The following is a 20,543-nucleotide window of genomic DNA, read 5'->3' as shown; positions in this document are numbered from 1 at the left end:
TTATGCATTTAATAATTATGCATGAGCGCATCTTAACCGCATGATTTCCTGATTGATTTCTTTTACTGCCTGGAAATGACGCTTTTCTGCTTTTTCAGGAAGAATCAACTTGCCATTGTCGAATTCAAATTTCCCTACGCCATATATATAAATTCTACCTTTAAACAACCGACTTATGTGTTTAGCTATCATACTAGGTGTATAGCGCTTAAACAGTCTCATACTTTTATCCTTATTATTTGTTGCGCCACGAATTATACGAAACTTCGTGTGACAGTATTGTGACTGAACAGGGGTTAAACACAGCTTAATGCGATGTTTTTAGCGTTTTGTGCCGCCGTCGGCATTTCGATGATATAAATGCCTTTCATCTGTGACACTCTCCTCACTTTATGCCACAAACCCCTTCAGCAAGAACTGCATTGCTTTGCCATAGTTTTATGACATTTATAAGAATAGACCATGTCAGAAATAAAAAAGTTTCAGGCAAAAAAATGCCCGATAGGAAAATCGGGCGAATAGTCACAGATGCATTACACAAAAAGTGGATTTAACTGATTGATTCAGCGGATTCACTTTCCTTGTTAAATGAGGGCTTTAAGCTCAAATGAGCAAGGGGAACTCATATTAACAAGTAACATTTACACTACATCATAATTGCCGAGATCACTATTTATTCATAAAAATAAAATAAAAATTCACTTAGTAAAATTACTAAATGTGACTTGTGTCAATTATTTTTGATTTCTGAAACGTGTTTATTAACTTTGAGTAAGAAATTAGCGCGTAATTTCAGCAAAAGTTGGCGATAAAAGAGACAAAAGATCGCTTGTGAGCAATTCAATACCTGCCATGTTGGAGCCGCTGCTAATTGTGACACGTGTTAAAGAAGTGATTTGCCTGTCAAAAATGATAGGCATGGGGGTTGCGAGTAAGAGGGGAGTGACACATCCAAGTGAATAGCCAGTCAAGCTTTCAATTTCGGGAGTGGATGCACATGTCATTCGTCTTGAGCTCAAAACGGCTCGCACTTTTTTGGGGTCTGCTTGCTTATCTCCGGGAACGCAAGCTAGAGCAAATTGCCCGCCCATGTCTTTGAGCAGAATGCATTTGACCATGATGCGAGGATCGATTCCACGCTGCTGCGCTGCGTCTTCAATGCTGACGGCTGGAGTCTGGTGAGGCAGCAGGCGAAAGCTCACCTGCTGTTTATCTAGATATTCGGTAACCTGAGTGTGGAAGTTATTCGTCATCAAGAGAATATGGCAGTGCAGAAATGGTCCATTTGGAGTTTTCCTGACCTTTAACTCGAAGAACAGTGTCTGCTTCCAAGTTATTTGGCAATATCAGCAAACCTTCAGCTGCGTTGTCTTCGTACTCAAATTGTACGATCAGTTTGCCAGCACCACGCCAGTTTTCTCCTACCGCACGCTCTAGTTCGGCGTGTTTTGGTAAGGCTTCTTCGGTGCTGCCAGAGACTTTATACAGTGCCCGTTTGTTTGTTCCGCGATACTTTGCACGTGCAACCATTTCCTGACCTGTGTAACAACCCTTAGTGAAGCTGATACCGCCTAGTGCCTGAAGATTCATTGCTTGAGGAATATGTTGAGATTGCTCTTCTTCGTCGACTCGAGGGTGCGCTTCAGAAATATCGTACTTGTCCCAGATTGTGTCAGATACGCAGTGTGCTTTCTCGGCATCGAAAACCGATTTTGCGGCATCTTGGTTCAATAAAAGAACCCAGCGGACGTCGCTGACTTTTACCGCGGTTCCGCCTTCGATAATACGAACATCGTCACGAGATTCCGTACGAGCATCAATCCAGCTTTGTGCATTAATGCCTGTTACGCCTACAAGCCACTCGTCACTTTCTTCAATCGTAACTTTTGAAAACACGGCATACTTCTTTATTTCATGCAGCTCGGTTTTCAAAGCGCTTTTTCGGTGAATCAGTGCATAGCCACCATTGTGGTGGAAGATACGGAAAATGCTCCACATTTTTCCCTTGGCATCACAGTGTGCCCCGAAAGCCGACTCATTGGCTTCCAGTGAGACAACATCACACGTTACCTGACCCTGCAGGTAAGATTTCTTGTCATCACCGACCATGGTAATGGTGCCCCAAGAAGAAAGCGGACAAATGGCTAACTCGGGCAGCTCGGATTGTGAAGAGAGAGAAAAGGGCGTTAACGTTTCAAGCCAATCCATTGTTTCAGAACCTTAAAAGATGTTTGATGAGAGTATGGTAATCCGAGCGTGACAGTTTGTCAGCCTCCAAAATGAACAAAGCAAATCACACTCTGTGACTCGCATAATAGTTGTGACCTGATGAGATTGGTACACTTCACCCACAAAGGAGTCAGCTAAGGAATAATAATGTACACCGCCGAAGAAAAAGCACGGATTAAATGGGCGTGTCGACGTGGAATGTTGGAACTCGACGTGGTGATCATGCCTTTTTATGAAGAGCAGTTTGAAAGCCTATCAGAACAAGAACAAAAAGATTTCGTCTCCCTTTTGGAGTGCGATGATCCTGATCTGTTTACGTGGATAATGGGGCATGGCAGGAGTGACAATTTGAGTCACGCAGCAATGGTAGACAAAGTCGTTGCTTACAACCTCAGTAAAGTCCGTTAATCTCTCGTATTCATTTTATGCCCGGCTCTGCCAACTAACCTTTTTGGCATTCCTAAGCTGGGCATTTGTTGCATCACCTGCTCCACTCCTCCTCACCTGTTTTGTATTTTTAACGCTTTTTCCTTATTTTCGAAGGGTTCTTTCAGCTCGTGAACCGACCGGTTTGTTGCGCTGGGAGAATGAGCGAACATTCTATGTTAATCGCGACAAACGAGTGTTAAGCCATGCGTGGACAGAGGTAGCGTTTGTTGGCGTGCTTTTGATTTTTGAAGACAAATCAAGGCTATTTGTTTGGCGAGATACATGCAGCGATGAGGAATATCGAGCGCTGTTACGTAGCCTTGGATTATTAGGAACAACAAATCCTAAGGAGCAATAAAAAAGAGCACCGGAGTGCTCTTTTAGTGCAATTATTATATTCAGATTAAAACTTTTCCGGAACCAGAATAGTCGGGCCGCTGTTTTCGGCAAGATTCGGGTAATCCAGAGTGTAATGGAGCCCACGGCTTTCCTTGCGTTCCATCGCACAACGAACCATCAGCTCCGCAACCTGAAGGAGGTTTCGCAATTCCAAAAGGTTATTGGATACGCGGAAGTTACTGTAATACTCGTGTGTTTCCTGTTGAAGCAGCTGAATACGACGTAGCGCTCGCTCTAAACGTTTATCCGTTCGAACGATGCCCATGTAGTCCCACATAAACAGGCGCAGCTCATGCCAGTTGTGCTGGATGACGACTTCTTCATCTGAGCATGTGACCTGGCTTTCATCCCACGCCGGTAAGCGAACGGCTAATTCTGCCTCATCCAGCTTGCTGATAATGTCGTCTGCTGCTGAACGAGCGTAAACCACACATTCTAGTAGCGAGTTAGAAGCCATACGGTTCGCGCCATGCAACCCGGTGTAGCTGACTTCTCCAATCGCATAAAGATGAGTCAGATCCGTTGCACCCTGCTGGCTGACCATCACGCCACCACAGGTGTAATGGGCTGCTGGCACGATGGGGATTGGCTCCTTGGTCATATCGATACCCAGATCTTTCAATCTCATATCGATAGTCGGGAAGTGCTTAGTGACAAACTCTGGATCTTTATGGCTGATGTCGAGGTACATGCAGTCTGCACCCAAACGCTTCATTTCGAAGTCGATGGCACGAGCAACCACATCACGTGGCGCAAGTTCTTCACGCTCATCAAAATCTTTCATGAAGCGAGATCCGTCAGGGCGTCTTAGATAAGCGCCTTCTCCGCGAAGAGCCTCGGTTAAAAGGAAGTTACGCGCCTCCGGGTGGAACAGACAAGTTGGGTGGAACTGGTTGAATTCCATATTGGCTACCCGACAACCTGCACGCCAGGCCATCGCAATACCATCGCCTGAGGAAACATCCGGATTAGAGGTGTATTGGTATACCTTGGACGCTCCACCTGTAGCCAGCACAACAAACTTAGCTCGTACTGTTTCAACGTGTTCTTGGTTACGGTTCCAGATATAGGCGCCAATTACCTTCTTCTTATCACCGCCGACTTTGTCTTCGGTAATCAAATCCAGTGCATTGTGACGCTCTAAAACCTGAATGTTCGGGTGACTGTGTGCGTTATCTTGCAGTGATGTCTGCATTGCCATGCCTGTCGCATCAGCAGCGTGCAGAATGCGTCGGTGACTATGACCCCCTTCACGGGTTAGGTGATAGCGTGGGCTTTCATCGGAGTCATCTTCTTCGCGATCAAACGGAACACCACCGTCTATCAGCCACTGCACACACTCTTTCGCGTTTTCTGCGATGAATTTGACTGTGTCTTCTTCACAAATGCCACCGCCTGCAATTTGGGTGTCTTGAACATGTGACTCAATGCTATCGGACTCATCAAATACTGCAGCGATACCACCTTGAGCATAATAGGTTGCTCCCTCGCTGCGCGGTCCTTTACTCAGTACGATGACTTTCCCGTGTGGCGCCACTCGTAATGCAAGCGATAGACCCGCTGCACCGCTGCCAATCACCAGCACGTCGCACTCATGTTCTCGGATATCGTTCATATAACTTTAAAAATCCCAGGTTATCTTAGAGCCTGCCCAAATTGACTCTCTTATGGCAATCAGCCTACGCCGATCCCCTGATTAAATATTTCTTCTTGGTGGTGTTTATTATCTTTATCTGCACCTGCTTGGGCAAATACAATGAAGGTTACATCACATTGCTAGATAAATTTGGCAAAAAAAATTCGTCGTGTTGAACTTTCTTTGACTATATCAGTCACAATAGTGCTCATGTAGGCGGTGGTGTCAATACTACATTTGACAGAACTTAATGTTCATACCTGCGAAGGTAAGTGCAAATAACAATAGGAGTGGACGCTCGAATGAGCGAGCAGTTAACTGATCAAGTACTAATTGAGCGGGTCCAACGAGGAGATAAACAAGCATTCAATCTTTTGGTCATTAAATACCAAAACAAAGTTTGCAACTTGATTTCTCGATACATAAACAACTCTGGTGATGTCGCAGACGTAGCACAAGAGGCTTTTATTAAGGCGTATAGAGCCATCCCGAATTTTCGGGGAGAAAGTGCTTTTTATACTTGGTTATATCGGATCGCCGTTAATACAGCTAAAAATCATATTGTTGCCCAAGGGCGCAGACCGCCAGCAACCGATTTGGATGCTGAAGAGGCAGAATATTACGAAACCGGTAGTGCATTAAAAGAAATATCGAACCCAGAAAACATTACGTTGTCCAAAGAATTGAAAAGCGTTGTTTTTGATGCGATTGAAGCACTACCAGAAGATTTGAAAACAGCAATGACATTGCGAGAACTGGATGGTCTTAGCTATGAAGAAATAGCCGAGGTTATGGATTGCCCAGTCGGGACGGTTCGTTCTCGTATATTCCGAGCTCGTGAAGCGGTTGAAAAGAAAATTCAGCCACTTTTACAGCGTTAGGTCAATGAGTTAAATGGTGAAAATAATGGCTGACAAAGAACAACTTTCAGCACTCATGGATGGAGAAAGCGTGGATCAGGCTTTGATTTCTGAGCTTGAACACGATGCGGAAGGTCTGAAGTCTTGGCAGAACTATCACTTAATTGGTGATGTGATGAGGGGGGAAGCCCCAGAGCGCACTGATTGGGACATTGCAAACAGCGTAGCACTCGCGTTAGAGAATGAGCCTGCTCACTCTCCTGTTCATGTGAGTGAACAAATCGTCACACCAGCGGTTGAGTCACAGCCAACTCCTGATGTTGCACGTGTCAGCATGCCAGGCTGGTTAAATCAGTTTGGTCAGGTTGCGATGGCGGCGTGTGTGTCGCTGGTCGTGATTCTTGGTGTCCAGCAATATAACGGTGAAAACGGCGCTCAATCTCAAAGTGAATTGCCTGTTTTGCAAACCATTCCGGTGATTGGCAGTGCAGAACCAGTAAGCTTAGCGCGTGAATCTGCAACCCCTTCTTCTAACGAAGCTCAGCTTATGGAGCAACGTAAACGCGTTAATGCATTGCTGCAGGATTACAACATGCAGCTTCGCTTCAACAGCGCAGAAATGGAAGAAGCCGTACACCCAACTAAGTCGGATATAGAATGAAGAAAATCCTGATCAGTGTGTTGGCACTGTTCAGTTTGAATGGATACGCCGCCTCTGCAGAAGAAGACTCTGCTGAGGCGTTGTTGCATCAAATGAACGAAGCAAGCCAGCAATTGAGCTATGAGCTGTCTTATATTCAAATCAAAAAAAACAGTATTGAACCCCTTCTTTATCGTCACGGTCGTCGTGACAAACAGCAACTCGCGCATTTAGTGTATTTAAGTGGACCTTCTCGGGAGGTCATCAAGCGCAACAATGAAATCAGCTATATTGAGCCAGATGTAGATCCGTTTTCTATCGAATCTGGACAAATGGTCGCACCGCTGATTCCACTGCTGAACACCCAGATAACCACACTCGAAGAGCACTATGATTTCGTCAAACTCGGACGAGCTCGTGAAGCGGGCACTCCTTGTCAAGTGATTCGAGTCGTGCCAAAAGATGGTCAGCGTTACTCATACGTTTTATGGGTAGATGAACGTAGCCACTTACCATTGCGAGCCGATCTGGTCGATCGCGATGGCGAAGTTTTAGAGCAGTACCGCACCATTTCTTATGCGGTGAACGATAAAATCTTTGATTTGTTGGCGGGGTTGAACGATGTCAAATTGCCTGATGTCATCACGCTTCCAGAAAACCATACGGACAATTCTTTCTGGCAGGTTGGCTGGGTACCTAATGGGTTTAAAGCTAACCCAATGAATCGTTATCGAATGGCGAGAACCAACAAAGTGGTTGAAAGCCAGATGTTCAGCGATGGTCTGTTCAGCTTTTCAGTTTATATTTCTGAAAAAGATGAACTTTCACTGAAAGGACAACTGGTTCGTCAGGGGCGCAGAACTCTGCACAGCTTTGTAAATGGTAACGTTGAAATATCCGTTGTCGGGGATATTCCTCCCTCTACCGCCAAACGTGTGGCACAATCTGTCACCATGAAGGCAACGACAACCCAATAATTCCTATGATGACGGCATTGGCGACTGTGGTCGCAAGTCACCCCTCTAAATCAGGATTTCGTATCCAACTCAGCTGTGAGCAACAAACCAGTTGCTCCAGTTGTTCATCTCAAAAAAGCTGCGGCACAGGTGTGGTGAGCAAAGCGTTTGGAAACAAAGCGCACGCTTGGTATCTAGAAAGCCAAAAAGCTCTTGTTCCAGGTCAGGTTGTTGAAATTGGCTTACCTGAAAAGCAACTGTTGCAATCTGCGGCATTGATTTATTTGTCACCCATCGCATTTCTGTTTGTTGGTGCGGCGCTTGGCCATTTCTGGCTTCAGCCACTACTTGGTGCTGGTGAGCTTGCTGTCATTGGCATGTCTGTGTTGTTTGCATGGATAGGAACTCTCTCTGCTAAGCACTGGATAGGTAAACTTGAGCAAGAATCAGAAGAAAAAGTGTCGCTGATTCGAGTGCTGGGGAAGCCTTTGACAGGAATTGGTACATTTCAGGATAGCGGCAAGCCCTGAAATTGGGTAGAATCTGCCAACTTGATCGAAATACCAACAAATGATCGGTATTTCTCCCATCCATTTTTGTAAGAGTTTAGTCACACCAACCTATGAAGCACATTCGTAACTTTTCGATTATCGCCCATATCGACCACGGTAAGTCGACCCTATCTGATCGTTTGATCCAAGTATGTGGTGGACTCAGTGATCGCGAGATGGAAGCCCAGGTTCTTGATTCCATGGATCTTGAACGTGAACGTGGCATCACCATTAAATCTCAAAGTGTGACCCTAAACTACACAGCAAAAGATGGTGAAACGTATCAACTTAACTTTATCGACACCCCAGGACACGTAGACTTCGCGTACGAAGTATCTCGCTCTCTGGCTGCGTGTGAAGGCGCATTATTGGTTGTCGATGCCGGGCAAGGTGTAGAAGCACAAACCCTGGCAAACTGTTACACCGCTATCGAAATGGATCTGGAAGTCGTGCCAATCCTGAACAAGATTGACCTGCCAGCGGCGGATCCTGAGCGTGTATCAGAAGAAATCGAAGAAATCGTCGGCATCGACGCGATGGAAGCAACGCGTTGTAGTGCGAAAACCGGTATCGGTGTTGATGATGTTCTTGAAAACATCGTTTCTTCAATCCCGGCACCTGAAGGTGATCCTGAAGGGGCTCTGCAAGCGCTTATCATTGATTCATGGTTCGATAACTACCTTGGTGTTGTTTCCTTGGTTCGAATCAAAAACGGCGAGCTGAAGAAGAACGACAAAATCAAAGTAATGAGTACTGGTCAGGTTTGGGGCGTTGACCGTTTAGGTATCTTCACGCCTAAACAAGTTGACACTGACGTTCTCAGAACTGGCGAAGTAGGCTGGGTAGTGTGTGGTATCAAGGACATCCTTGGTGCCCCTGTTGGTGATACGCTGACTCTAGCGAAAAACGGTTGTGAAGAAGCACTACCGGGTTTCCAGAAAGTGAAGCCTCAGGTATACGCTGGCCTGTTCCCTGTATCTTCAGACGATTATGAAAGCTTCCGTGATGCATTGGGCAAACTTAGCCTGAATGATGCGTCTTTGTTCTATGAGCCAGAGAACTCAGCAGCACTTGGTTTTGGTTTCCGTTGTGGCTTCCTTGGCATGCTGCACATGGAAATCATTCAGGAACGTCTGGAGCGTGAATACGACCTGGATCTGATTACCACTGCGCCAACCGTTGTATACGAAGTTGAGAAGACTGACGGCGGCGTGTTGTATGTTGACAGCCCTGCGAAACTGCCAGCGGTGAACGACATCGAAGAAATTCGTGAGCCAATTGCCCGCTGTAACATCCTTGTGCCTTCGGACTACCTGGGTAACGTGATTACCCTATGTGTAGAGAAGCGTGGTGTTCAGGTAGATATGGTTTACCACGGCAATCAAGTTGCCGTTGTTTACGATATTCCAATGGCGGAAGTGGTTCTGGACTTCTTCGACCGTCTGAAGTCGACATCTCGCGGATACGCATCTCTGGATTACAACTTCCAGCGCTTTGAAGCATCGAACATGGTTCGTGTAGACGTATTGCTGAATGGCGATACTGTGGATGCACTGGCGATGATTACGCACAAAGATCATTCTCAGACTCGTGGTCGCCAGCTTGTAGAGAAAATGAAAGAGTTCATTCCTCGTCAGATGTTTGATATTGCGATTCAGGCTGCGATAGGTAACCACATCATTGCTCGTTCCACCGTTAAGCAGTTGCGTAAGAACGTAATCGCAAAATGTTACGGTGGTGACGTGAGTCGTAAGAAGAAACTTCTGAAGAAACAGAAAGAAGGTAAGAAGCGCATGAAGCAGATCGGTAACGTGGAACTTCCTCAGGAAGCATTCCTTGCCATTCTTCATGTAGGAAAAGACTAAACTTTTTCGTACTTTTGCAATCAAACAAAGACTTAGGCAGAAAGGGTATCGGATACCCTTTCTTCTTTTTCCACTAAAGAATACGAAGGGAAGTAAATGGCAAATACATTTTCACTCATCCTTGTGATTGTTACCTTGGTAACGGGCATTGTATGGGCGCTTGAGAAGTTAGTTCTGGCAAAAAGACGTCAGGAAAAGCTTGGTGCGATTGAAGGTCAGACAAACGAAGGTTTAGACGCCTCTCTTCAAGCGAAAGTCGCGGCTCAGCCTTGGTGGGTAGAAAACAGTGTCTCCATTTTCCCTGTTATTGCGTTCGTGTTGGTATTGCGCTCATTCATTTACGAGCCATTTCAAATCCCATCGGGCTCAATGATGCCTACCCTTCTGGTGGGTGATTTCATTTTGGTGGAAAAATACGCGTATGGCTTAAAAGACCCAGTTTGGCGCACTCAGTTAGTGGAAACAGGTAAGCCAGAACGTGGTGATATTGTGGTGTTTAAATACCCACCTAACCCGGGTATTGATTACATTAAACGTGTTGTCGGACTACCGGGTGATGTGGTTCGCTACAGTGAGAAGAAAGAGCTTTGTGTGCAACGTAAAGGTGGCTCAAGTTGTGAAGCTATTGAGTTGTCTAATGTTCAAGAAAGTATCTTCAAGGATGAGCGCATCGGTGTACCGATGATTCAGATGGATGAAAAATTGGGTGAGGAAACTCACCAGATTCTGGTTCACCCACTGACTCGTGATGATGTGAGAGCTTACCAACCTCGCCCAGGTGTTCGTGAGTGGGTTGTGCCACAAGATCAGTACTTTGTAATGGGCGATAACCGTGACAACAGTGCTGATAGCCGTTTTTGGGGATTTGTCCCTGAAGGCAATTTAGTAGGCAAAGCGGTCGGTATTTGGATCAGCTTTGAATTTGAACGTGATTCAGACAGCGTTCTGCCGTCTTGGATCCCAACTGGCGTAAGATTCAGTCGCGTCGGTGGTATACATTAATCGAGAGAGTATGAATACTCCTATTAGTAAGTTAGAAAAACAGCTCGGCTACCAATTTCAGGATGCTGAGCTGATTCATTTGGCGCTGACTCATCGCAGCGCCAACAGTAAGCACAATGAGCGTCTTGAATTTCTGGGCGATTCAATTTTAAGTTTTGTCATTGCTGATGATTTGTATCATCGTTTTCCTAAGGTGAACGAAGGTGATATGAGCCGTATGCGTGCAACATTGGTTCGTGGCAATACCCTTGCTGAACTGGGTCGTGAGTTTGACCTGGGAGAGTACTTAAAATTAGGTCCAGGTGAACTGAAGAGTGGCGGTTTCCGTCGTGATTCGATCTTAGCGGATGCAGTTGAAGCTATCATCGGTGCTATCTATCTGGATAGTGACATTGAAGTGGTGCGTGGCATTGTACTGAGCTGGTATCAGACTCGTTTGGATGCCATTCAGCCTGGCGTATCGCAAAAAGACCCGAAAACTCGTTTGCAGGAATTCTTGCAGGGCAGAAGAAAACCTCTGCCAGCGTATTCTGTGACTAAAATTAAAGGTGAAGCACACAATCAGGAATTCACTGTCACGTGTGAAGTAGCAGGACTGGAAAAGCCTGTAATCGGTAAAGGCACCAGCCGTCGTAAAGCGGAGCAAGCAGCGGCTGAACTGGCATTAGGACAACTTACCAATGTCTGATGAAAAAGAATTCGATCTGGACGCGTATTTCGCGTCAGAAGGTCAGGAAACCTCTACTGAAAACCAGCACTGTGGTTTTGTCGCGATTGTTGGTCGTCCAAACGTGGGTAAATCGACACTGCTTAACCAGCTTCTTGGTCAGAAGATTTCCATCACGTCGCGCAAACCACAAACGACACGTCACCGCATCATGGGTGTGGATACCGAAGGCGATTATCAAGCGATATTCGTGGACACTCCGGGTCTTCACATCGAAGAGAAGCGCGCCATCAACCGTTTGATGAACCGTGCTGCAAACAGTTCTTTAAGTGACGTGAACCTGGTTTTCTTCCTAGTGGACGGCACGCACTGGACCAGTGATGATGAGATGGTTTTCACCAAGCTGAATAAGTCGAACTTCCCTGTTGTGCTTTGCGTTAACAAGGTTGACAACGTGAAAGACCGCAATGAAGTGATGCTTCACATGCAAACGCTGTCTGAAAAGATGGATTTTGTAGACGTCGTTCCTATCTCTGCAAAGCACGATAAGAACATCGATGTGCTGCGCAAGCACGTACGTGAGCACTTACCCAAAGCAACACATCACTTCCCAGAAGAGTATGTCACCGACCGTTCTCAGCGCTTTATGGCGTCTGAAATCGTACGTGAAAAGCTGATGCGCTTTACGGGTGAAGAACTGCCTTACTCGGTAACGGTTGAGATTGAGCGTTTCGACTACAACCCCGAGACTGATGGCTTCCACATCAACGCGTTGATTTTGGTTGAGCGCAATGGCCAGAAGAAAATGGTCATCGGTAAAGGCGGCGAGAAGATCAAGACCATTGGTCGTGAAGCTCGTTTAGATATGGAAGCGCTTTTTGAGCGTAAAGTTTATTTAGAGACTTGGGTGAAAGTGAAATCTGGCTGGGCAGACGACGAACGTGCGCTTCGCAGCTTAGGTTACATTGATGACCTGTAACGCCATTCTGGTGTAAGTTAAAGGGAGTATTGCACTCCCTTTTTTGTACCTGAATTTCACATAATGTGATCGTGGCGAAAAGGATTCGACTAAAAGTAATAATGAAGAGAGTCGTGTATGTCTGACGGGTTACAGCGGTGTTTTGTACTGCATCGCCGACCTTACAGTGAAACCAGCCTGATACTGGATGTATTCAGTGAAGAATACGGTCGTATGTCGATCATGGCGAAAGGTGCCCGCAGCAAACGCTCTAATTTGAAAGGTGCGTTGCAGCCCTTTACTCCTTTGCTGATGAAATGGTCTGGCAAAGGCAGTATGCGAACGCTAAGACAGGCAGAACCTATCAGCCTGGGGCTTCCGTTGGCAGGTATTCACCTCTATTCAGCTATGTACGTCAATGAATTGGTCGGACGTGTACTGGAAAGCGAAACACCATACCCCGCACTGTTCCATGATTATCTCTTTGCTCTGACTGAACTGGCTCAGGCCAATAACCCCGAGCCAGCACTGCGCCGTTTTGAATTGGCCTTGCTGTCAGCAATGGGGTATGGCGTCGATTTTCTCCACTGTGCGGGCACCGGAGAAATGGTCGAACCTGATATGACTTATCGCTATCGCGAGCAAAAAGGCTTCATCGCCAGCGTGCGAAAAGACAACCTCACTTTTCTTGGAAATGAACTGATTGCCATTAGTGAAAGACGCTTCACCACCAAAGAACAACTAAAAGCCGCAAAACGCTTTACACGCATGGCATTAAAGCCTTATCTTGGCGGCAAACCACTAAAAAGCAGGGAACTGTTTCTCCCAAGAACAGGCTTTCCCGGAGCACGGAGTATTGAAAAATGAGCTCAATTTTACTCGGGGTAAACATCGATCACATTGCTACTTTGCGTAACGCACGTGGCACAAAATACCCGGATCCCGTCCATGCGGCAGAGATCGCAGAACGTGCGGGGGCAGATGGCATTACCATTCACCTGCGAGAAGATCGCCGTCACATTGTGGATCGCGACGTTAGAATTCTGCGTGAAACACTACAAACACGTATGAATCTGGAAATGGCGGTGACTGACGAAATGGTCGAAATCGCGCTCAAGACGAAACCGGAATTTGTTTGTCTGGTACCGGAAAAACGCGAAGAACTCACAACAGAAGGCGGGCTGGATGTAGTTGGTCAGCTTGAGAAAATAAAAGCGGCAACACAAAAGCTGTCTGAAGCGGGTATCAAAGTATCTCTATTCATTGATGCTGATCGCGAGCAGATTGACGCTTCAAAAGCGTGCGGTGCGCCTTACATTGAGCTTCACACCGGTCACTATGCAGATGCAGAATCTGAAGCCGAGCAGGTTAACGAACTGAAAAAGATTGCCGCTGGTGCAAGCTACGCAGACAGCATTGGCATCAAGGTGAATGCGGGTCACGGCTTAACCTATCACAACGTTGCGCCTATCGCGGCACTGCCAGAGATCTATGAGTTGAACATCGGTCACTCGATTATTGGTCGCGCAGTGTTTGATGGCTTACACAAAGCCGTTGCCGACATGAAAGCCGTAATGGTTGAAGCTCGCCGTTAGGCAATGCACCTTTAGCCACTGTGGTAACACAGTGGCTACTTACAAGCGGAGCGGAGTAAAGATGTCCATATTTGGATTAGGGACAGACATCGCAGAAATTGAGCGATTTGAAAAATCCTTATCCCGGCTTGGTGAAGCCTTCGCTAAGCGGATTCTGACCACAATAGAGTTGTCGCAGTACAATTCAACCAAACAACAGGCCCGGTTTCTGGCAAAGCGCTTTGCCGCCAAAGAAGCTGCCTCAAAAGCACTTGGCACTGGAATTGCCAAAGGCGTAACCTTCCACGATTTTGTCATTACCAATGATGAAAATGGTAAACCCCTCTTATCACTGCATAACCAAGCGCTCACTTACGCCAATGAGAACGGCGTAACTCAGGTTCATCTTTCCATTTCCGATGAACGTCATTATGCGGTAGCAACCGTAATCTTTGAGCGATAATTCCATCACTGTTCTACACTCATATTAGTGGCTCCTTAAGCACTTGAGCTGAAAATACATTGCCATGAGAAGAGTGTATGAGGTTAACAGGGACGAGTTTACTATTCGCATTGCTTTCATTTCCGGTTCTTTCTGAGGACTGGAGTTTTTCAGGGTTTGGTAACGTCGGCTATAGCTATGACACCAGTGATAGCTTTGGCTATATGCGTGACCTCACCCAAAAAGCGGATCCCGATAGCAATGGGTCTTTCCTGCCGGATTCCAAAATTGGTGCTCAGGTCAACTACAACATTAATTATGAATGGGATGTGTCGGCACAATATGTGATCGCCGAACGAGCAGGAAATAACGCGCTAGATGGGCTTGAACTGGCATTTCTCGCTTATCGTCCAAACCCGGATCTGGATATTCGTCTCGGTCGTCTTGGGTACAACGTTTTCTGGTTTGCCGAAACCCGGCGAGTTGATTATGGCCACTTATGGGTCCGACTGCCTCAGGAAATCTACAGTTGGATCCCACTTCAAAATATCGATGGTGCTGATATTACTTACCGGTTTTATGTCGACGACATCAGCTTTTCAGCCGCTTTCCAGTACGGGTTAACTCAAGCGACCACCGACTTGCAAGAAGGTTATGAACCCAATCGCTTTTACAGCAACAGTGCTTTATCTCTGAGCCTTGTAGCGAATTGGGATGTGTGGCGAACAAGAATTTCTTACGCACAGCTCAGAGTAGACTCTGGATTCCCTGAACAGGTTAATGTCATGCGAAACGGTTTAACTAATGTCGGTAATTCAGGGCTGGGTCCCATTAGCCGTGAAGCAAATGAGTTGAATGCTGGTTTGGACATTATCGGTAGCATGGTGCGCTACGGTCAGATTGGACTCGAATATAATGACGGCAACTGGCAGGTTCTGAGTGAACTTGTCAAAGTAAAAACTGACAAGCCCGTTCTGCCAGCGGGGCAGGGTGGATACATTACCGTGGGCAAGCGTTTTGATACCGTGACGCCATATCTGACCCGTTCCTGGTTCAAGCCAAGTACAGACACGTTGCAAGCTCAAAACGACTGGAGTGTCTTGCCCGACCCTCAGTTAGCACAGCTCCAGAATGCAGCGATTACCTCAATCAATGCAACCCGGATCGATCAATCGGTCTGGTCTTTAGGTGCTCGCTGGGACGTGACCAATCAGATAAGCCTCAAAGCCCAGGTGGATTGGGTACACATAAGCGAAAACGGTCACGGTTTGTGGGCAACTCGATTACTGGAGCCTAAACCAGATACGCGAGCACAGGTTTATTCGTTGTCTGCTAGCTTCTTATTCTAGGTGGTGAAATGAGATTACTGAGTTTTGTTTTACTGCTGATGTCACCTGCAGCCCTTGCAGACATTTATGTCGTGGTTGGGGCGAACAGTAAATTGCAAAGTATTACAAAAGAGCAGCTCGGTAAGCTTTACCTTGGAAACAGCCGTGGGATGAAAAAGCAGCGAATCACTATATTGGATAGAGACGGTTCGTTGAGAGAAGATTTTTTCGATCAGGTGACAGGGCTTTCAATCAGTCAGGTAAATGCACACTGGGCAAAGTTGAAGTTCTCTGGTCGCGTCCGTGCGCCTTTGGTGATGAAGAGCGACGAACAATTGGTGGAGCGCTTAAGGGTAGACAAAAACGCGCTCAGTTACGTAACTCAGAAACCTGTCGGTTCAGATATAAGAGTGATATTAACGATTAAAAATGATGAATAAACAAGCGCTTGCTAATCGGCTTTTAGTTACCGTTGTCATATTCTCACTCATGTACCTGGTACTGGCAGCGAGTTTTTTGACTCTGTTCTATTTTGAGAGAGCCAGTCTGAATGTTCGTGATATGGAAGAGAAACTGGTCCTGACGGTATCCAACTCGGCTTCTATCGCCTTATATGTCGATAACCCTGAAATTGCGGACGAAGTCATGAGTTCGTTGCTTCTTCACGATGAGTTCAATGGGGTAAAACTCAAAGGAATTGATGGCATTGAGTTTAGCTTGTCAAAGCTCACCAGCAATCGAGAGCAATGGCAGAACCTGGAACGATTTCCGCTGGTTTCTCCGGTGAAAGATGAAGTGATTGGTCATCTGATTCTGGATGTGAATCAGGAGTATCTGGATTCGGTCACTCAGGAGAAAGTTTTCATCCAGCTAGTGATGCTGATCAGCCAGTTGCTGATGCTGCTGATTGTGACGGCCTTTGCGGTTCGAAAAGTCATTGGGTTTCCGCTTCAGAAGCTCGCTGAAAACCTGTCTAAAGTGGAGCCGGGTAAAGATGAGCTACTTCCCTATAATAATGAAAACCGCGACAACGAAATCGGGTTGGTCACCGCCAGTGTGAACCGTTTTGTTGAAGCTTCGCATCAGGCCATAGAAACCGAGCGAAACCTCAGAGCCACTATCGAACGCATGGAGCGTCATTATCGACATATATTCGAAACCACTCAGGTTGGAATTCTGGTTCTCGATAAAAATGGGCATTTAATTCACAGTAACCCAACGCTGTTTGGCCGATTAATCAAAGAGAGTTTTGAGCTGACGGCTATTCTTGAAACTCAGCCATTTTTTGAACACGTTTTTCAGAACCCAGAACTCGCGTGGCAAATGTCAGAGCAGACCATATCCAGTGGTGATATGGCGTCGGGTGATTTGCGTATTAACAAACGCTACAGCGCGGACCAATGGGTGCACCTACTGCTCTCGGCTCATAAGGATGAGCACAGTGGGGAATGGCTCATTGAGGGCATTATGTATGACATCACGGTGCGAGTGCAGAAAGAGAGAGACACTTTGCTGCTTGCGTTAGAAGATAATCTGACAGGTCTCAAAAACCGTCGAGGATGCGAACGATTCGTTGCCACTCTCGCAAGTCAGAAAAAAGCCGCATACATCGCGACGATGATGCTGGATTTAGATGGCTTCAAGGATGTTAATGATACTCATGGACATGCGGCAGGGGACGAGGTGCTTTGCACCATTGCCAGGCGCTTGAAGAAAGTCGCGCGTGGCGGGCAGGATGTCATTGGGCGGATAGGGGGCGATGAACTTTTGGTGATTCTCGCCTTGGAGCAGATCAATCCGGATGTACTGGCAGGCATTGCCGAACAGATTGTAGAGATTTGCGCCAGACCGATTGAGCTGCCTTCCCGTTCAACCGTTCGGATCGGCGGCAGCGTAGGTGTTGCCTACGCTGGAGTGAATGATATTGAATTTGATGCCTTACTTCAGCAAGCTGACGAAGCCATGTATAAGGTTAAGGAAAACGGCAAAAACGGCTATGCGTTTTATAACCCGGAGCTTCGCCGCGCTTAGCTTGTTTCGCTATCCAGATAGTGTTGCGCGCTGGCAGTCACTTTTTCCATTTCATCCTGAAGTTCAAACAACTCTGGTTCAATGGACTCCACATCTGAACCAGAACGAAGGGCTTTCTCAATGGTTGCACAAACCTGCTTCAATCTGGGCACACCACTGTAGGAGCAACTGCCGTGCAGCTTATGGATGTGATGAATAAGCTGATCGCTGTCCTGACTGTCATCGTTCAAAACACCTTCTACAAACTGATCCACTTCGCCAATGTAATCCACCAGCATCTGCAGCATCTCTTTGGCTAAGTCTTCCTTATTTGCTGCCTGTTTCAGGGCAAGGTTCCAATCGATAATGACGTTGTTATTGCTTTCGTCCTGAGACACTTCCGGTGATGCCTGCTCGCTGATCTCCAGTTTGTCGACCTGCTGCTCATCGGTGTGAGGGCTCCAGTGCACCAGAACCTGCTGAAGAATGTGCTCTTCAATCGGTTTGGTCAGATAATCGTCCATACCCGCTTTAAGTAGTCGGTCGCGTTCACCCACCATAGCGTGAGCGGTGACGGCGATAACCGGAGTATGAGAGTTGAGTTTGGTGTTTTTCACTTCCTGACAGGCAGTCACGCCGTCCATTTTGGGCATTTGAATGTCCATTAGGATCATATCGAAAGCCTGTTGCTGAGCAGCCGCGACAGCTTGCTCACCATTGCTGCAAGTTACGACCTGTTCAACTCGCTCCTGTAATAGTGCGGAAATCAGCTTCAGGTTGGCGGGGTTGTCGTCTACCGCCATGACTTTTAGTGGCAGCTTGCTCTCAGAGTCCAACTGATCAATGAGAGGGAGTGCAGCGTCTTCAGTAATATGGCATTGGGTTAGCGACTGAAGTAGCTTTCTGCGAGAAAGAGGTTTGGTGATGCACTGTACCTGATGCTCAGACACCAGCTGTTCAGAAAGGGCTAGCTCGGTGCTTGGCAGACCAAGAACGATGTTATTGGCAATCTCTTTAGCCCGGCTGATCCATTGCTCGACAGACGTAATATCAAAGCGTTGGTTCGGCGGCAGGTTAAGCAGCACAAATTCGTGAGGCTCTATATGTTCTGGCATGTTTGAGCGATAGGTCACCAGTAATCCTTCGTTGATCAACTGCTGCTGAATCACAGAGGCAGCCTGCATGTTTGGTTCTATCAGCAGGATCTTCTTGCCATTAAGCTGGTGCGTATCCACATCGCTGGCTACAGGCATATCGCTGGTTGCCAGTCTGAGTGTAAACCAGAAGGTCGAACCCTGATGCAGACGACTGGTCAGGCTGACTTCGCCTCCCATCTGTCCGACCAGCTTCTGAGTGATAACCAGACCCAATCCAGTACCGCCATAGCGCCTCGAAATGCTGGCATCCGCCTGACTGAATGCCTGGAACAATTGCGCCTGCTGGCGCTCAGAAATACCGATACCAGTATCCCGAACCATGAATTGCAACTCGATGAAATCTTCTTTCTGAGTGCGAAGCTCGACGCTGATGTCGATATTGCCTCGCTCAGTAAACTTGATGGAGTTGCCAACAAGGTTGGTCAAGACCTGCTGAATCCGAAGCGGGTCACCCACCACGCCAGCTGGGATCTTAGGATCGATCTTAAGCGTCAGCTCCAGACCTTTTTCGTGCGCGCTGGTGGCTTGCAGGCTGGCGACTTCTTCCAGACATTCCTGGAAGTCGAATGGAATGTTTTCCAGTGCCAGCTTTCCAGCCTCCAGTTTGGAGAAGTCCAGAATATCGTTGATGATACTAAGCAGGTTATTGGCACTGCGTTCAATGGTTTGTAGATAATCCTGCTGGCTGGAAGACAAACGGGTCTTCAGCATTTGTCGTGTAAAGCCAATTACACCATTAAGCGGCGTACGAAGCTCGTGAGACATGTTTGCTAAGAACTCTGATTTCACCCGCGCCGCTTCTTGAGCGCGCTTCTTGGCGATATCCAGTTCTACGTTTTGAATCTCAAGCTGCTCTAGGGTTTCACGCAAGTCAGATGTGGCCTGATCAATACTGTGCTGCATTTCCACATGGTACTCAGACAGTGACATCGCCATCGCGTTGATGCCATTTTTCAGAGCATCCAGTTCCCCGTGCATTTTGCCTTCAATTCGGACATCCAGATGACCACGGCGAATACGGTCCACCATGTTTTTCATATGAGTGATCGGCAATGTCACGTCGCGCATCAGTCGATAAGCAAAGAGGGCAGACAAACCTAAGCCAAGAAGCAATACCAGAAGTGCTGCAAAAATTTCCTGATACTGCTGCAAACGCACTGCGGATAAATCCAGCTCAATCGCAATATAACCTAATGCCTGATTCAGCTCGGTCTTATTCCCTACGTTATTGGTGAACTGCCCTTCTGCCAAAATGGGGGTGCGGATGACCAAATCGGTATCCACCAGTTTTATTGTGCTGAGTAACGGAATGGGCTGATCTTTCGGAAAAGTAAGAGACTCGAAATTTGGGTGGAAGTTAGACGTCACAAACAGTTCGTGCCGGGCATTAAATACTGCAATGCTGCGCACGATGTCGGAGTTCTTTCTGTGAGCGTAACTGATCAGCCTTCGCACAGCTTCACGGCTTTGCTGAGTCATTCCATATTCACTGGCAATCGCAATCGGTTCGATGATGCTTTTACCCGTCGAAATCAACTGAGATTCCAGATCGTTATAACGATTTGAAGTAAAGAAGGCGCTGAGCAGCAAACCAACGATAAGAGTAGGGGCTAGGGTGAGAGTTATTACGCGTGCTCTTAAGCCGTATCGTGTCATGTTCTCATTACTGTCTGGATATGGGAAAATAGCGGCAAATTATTCAAGCCGCGAGCTCTAACAAGCGTGAATGGCTTGATTACTAACATTATAAACGAATAAGCGGCTAGCTTAATCAAGTCTGCTATGTTCGACAATCTCTCTGGGGTGAAATAGTGACCCTGAATGAGAAAACACTGAAGCA

The 20,543-nt window shown here is 46.8% G+C and carries 21 protein-coding genes; 16 read left to right on the top strand and 5 right to left on the bottom strand.

Annotation, left to right across the window (positions count from 1 at the left end):
• Positions 1–15: 15 nt before the first annotated feature.
• The 3 genes from RH89_RS09335 to ygfZ all read right to left on the bottom strand — a co-directional run bounded on the left by RH89_RS09335 (position 16) and on the right by ygfZ (position 2,208).
• Positions 16–222: a DUF1107 domain-containing protein gene (locus tag RH89_RS09335; protein ID WP_004401335.1), complete on the bottom strand. Its 207-nt coding sequence runs from the start codon at positions 220–222 to the stop codon at positions 16–18.
• Positions 223–779: 557 nt separating this feature from the next.
• Positions 780–1,253 carry an aminoacyl-tRNA deacylase gene (locus tag RH89_RS09330; protein ID WP_004401334.1) on the bottom strand — a complete coding sequence of 158 codons (474 nt, stop codon included), beginning with the start codon at positions 1,251–1,253 and terminating at the stop codon, positions 780–782.
• Positions 1,243–2,208: a tRNA-modifying protein YgfZ gene (ygfZ, locus tag RH89_RS09325; protein ID WP_004401333.1), complete on the bottom strand. Its 966-nt coding sequence runs from the start codon at positions 2,206–2,208 to the stop codon at positions 1,243–1,245. Before ygfZ ends, RH89_RS09330 begins: the two co-directional genes overlap by 11 nt.
• 168 nt (positions 2,209–2,376) lie before the next feature.
• Here ygfZ and RH89_RS09320 point away from each other — a divergent pair, with 168 nt between their 5' ends.
• Positions 2,377–2,637 (top strand): FAD assembly factor SdhE, encoded by a 261-nt coding sequence (locus tag RH89_RS09320; protein ID WP_004401332.1) that lies wholly within the window; start codon positions 2,377–2,379, stop codon positions 2,635–2,637.
• A complete protein-coding gene (locus tag RH89_RS30665) occupies positions 2,609–3,016 on the top strand; it encodes a protein YgfX (protein ID WP_425277036.1) in 408 nt (135 codons plus the stop codon). Before RH89_RS09320 ends, RH89_RS30665 begins: the two co-directional genes overlap by 29 nt.
• Positions 3,017–3,061: 45 nt before the next feature.
• Here RH89_RS30665 and nadB read toward each other — a convergent pair whose 3' ends face one another.
• Positions 3,062–4,672: an L-aspartate oxidase gene (gene nadB, locus RH89_RS09315; protein WP_004401331.1), complete on the bottom strand. Its 1,611-nt coding sequence runs from the start codon at positions 4,670–4,672 to the stop codon at positions 3,062–3,064.
• Between the two features lie 323 nt (positions 4,673–4,995).
• On the opposite strand from nadB, the gene rpoE reads away from it, so the two are divergent.
• From rpoE to RH89_RS09245, 14 genes are all read left to right on the top strand, one after another.
• Positions 4,996–5,574 carry an RNA polymerase sigma factor RpoE gene (gene rpoE, locus RH89_RS09310; RefSeq protein ID WP_004401330.1) on the top strand — a complete coding sequence of 193 codons (579 nt, stop codon included), beginning with the start codon at positions 4,996–4,998 and terminating at the stop codon, positions 5,572–5,574.
• Positions 5,575–5,587: 13 nt separating this feature from the next.
• Positions 5,588–6,214: an RseA family anti-sigma factor gene (locus RH89_RS09305; protein ID WP_022591214.1), complete on the top strand. Its 627-nt coding sequence runs from the start codon at positions 5,588–5,590 to the stop codon at positions 6,212–6,214.
• Positions 6,211–7,170 (top strand): sigma-E factor regulatory protein RseB, encoded by a 960-nt coding sequence (gene rseB, locus RH89_RS09300; protein WP_004401328.1) that lies wholly within the window; start codon positions 6,211–6,213, stop codon positions 7,168–7,170. Before RH89_RS09305 ends, rseB begins: the two co-directional genes overlap by 4 nt.
• A gap of 5 nt (positions 7,171–7,175) precedes the next feature.
• A complete protein-coding gene (locus RH89_RS09295; protein WP_004401327.1) occupies positions 7,176–7,679 on the top strand; it encodes a SoxR reducing system RseC family protein in 504 nt (167 codons plus the stop codon).
• 92 nt (positions 7,680–7,771) lie between these two features.
• Entirely contained in the window at positions 7,772–9,565 is a 1,794-nt protein-coding gene (lepA, locus tag RH89_RS09290; protein WP_004401326.1) for a translation elongation factor 4, read from the top strand.
• 96 nt (positions 9,566–9,661) lie between these two features.
• On the top strand, positions 9,662–10,567 hold the full coding sequence (gene lepB, locus RH89_RS09285) for a signal peptidase I (protein WP_004401325.1): 906 nt from the start codon (positions 9,662–9,664) through the stop codon (positions 10,565–10,567).
• Positions 10,568–10,577: 10 nt separating this feature from the next.
• Positions 10,578–11,255, top strand: coding sequence for a ribonuclease III (rnc, locus tag RH89_RS09280; protein ID WP_004401324.1), 678 nt, complete (start codon positions 10,578–10,580; stop codon positions 11,253–11,255).
• Positions 11,248–12,213, top strand: a complete 966-nt coding sequence (gene era / locus RH89_RS09275; RefSeq protein WP_004401323.1) for a GTPase Era — start codon at positions 11,248–11,250, stop codon at positions 12,211–12,213. The genes rnc and era overlap by 8 nt, the downstream gene beginning before the upstream one ends.
• Before the next feature lie 117 nt (positions 12,214–12,330).
• The gene (gene recO, locus RH89_RS09270) at positions 12,331–13,059 is read left to right on the top strand and encodes a DNA repair protein RecO (RefSeq protein ID WP_004401322.1); all 729 of its coding nucleotides are present in this window, start codon (positions 12,331–12,333) and stop codon (positions 13,057–13,059) included.
• The gene (gene pdxJ, locus RH89_RS09265; RefSeq protein WP_004401321.1) at positions 13,056–13,787 is read left to right on the top strand and encodes a pyridoxine 5'-phosphate synthase; all 732 of its coding nucleotides are present in this window, start codon (positions 13,056–13,058) and stop codon (positions 13,785–13,787) included. The genes recO and pdxJ overlap by 4 nt, the downstream gene beginning before the upstream one ends.
• A 61-nt stretch (positions 13,788–13,848) precedes the next feature.
• Positions 13,849–14,229 (top strand): holo-ACP synthase, encoded by a 381-nt coding sequence (gene acpS, locus RH89_RS09260; protein WP_004401320.1) that lies wholly within the window; start codon positions 13,849–13,851, stop codon positions 14,227–14,229.
• Between the two features lie 77 nt (positions 14,230–14,306).
• On the top strand, positions 14,307–15,557 hold the full coding sequence (locus tag RH89_RS09255) for a hypothetical protein (protein ID WP_004401319.1): 1,251 nt from the start codon (positions 14,307–14,309) through the stop codon (positions 15,555–15,557).
• Between the two features lie 8 nt (positions 15,558–15,565).
• Positions 15,566–15,976 (top strand): type 2 periplasmic-binding domain-containing protein, encoded by a 411-nt coding sequence (locus RH89_RS09250; RefSeq protein ID WP_004401318.1) that lies wholly within the window; start codon positions 15,566–15,568, stop codon positions 15,974–15,976.
• The gene (locus RH89_RS09245; RefSeq protein ID WP_004401317.1) at positions 15,966–17,567 is read left to right on the top strand and encodes a sensor domain-containing diguanylate cyclase; all 1,602 of its coding nucleotides are present in this window, start codon (positions 15,966–15,968) and stop codon (positions 17,565–17,567) included. Before RH89_RS09250 ends, RH89_RS09245 begins: the two co-directional genes overlap by 11 nt.
• On the opposite strand, the gene barA is transcribed toward RH89_RS09245, so the two are convergent.
• Positions 17,564–20,359: a two-component sensor histidine kinase BarA gene (gene barA, locus RH89_RS09240; RefSeq protein ID WP_004401316.1), complete on the bottom strand. Its 2,796-nt coding sequence runs from the start codon at positions 20,357–20,359 to the stop codon at positions 17,564–17,566. The genes RH89_RS09245 and barA overlap by 4 nt on opposite strands.
• Positions 20,360–20,543 lie beyond the last annotated feature (184 nt).

The sequence above is a fragment of the Vibrio nigripulchritudo ATCC 27043 genome, assembly GCF_000222685.1.
In the GTDB taxonomy this organism is placed as follows: Bacteria; Pseudomonadota; Gammaproteobacteria; order Enterobacterales; family Vibrionaceae; genus Vibrio; species Vibrio nigripulchritudo.
Note: the sequence above shows the minus strand (reverse complement) of the source record. Positions and strands in the feature narration are given on the sequence as shown.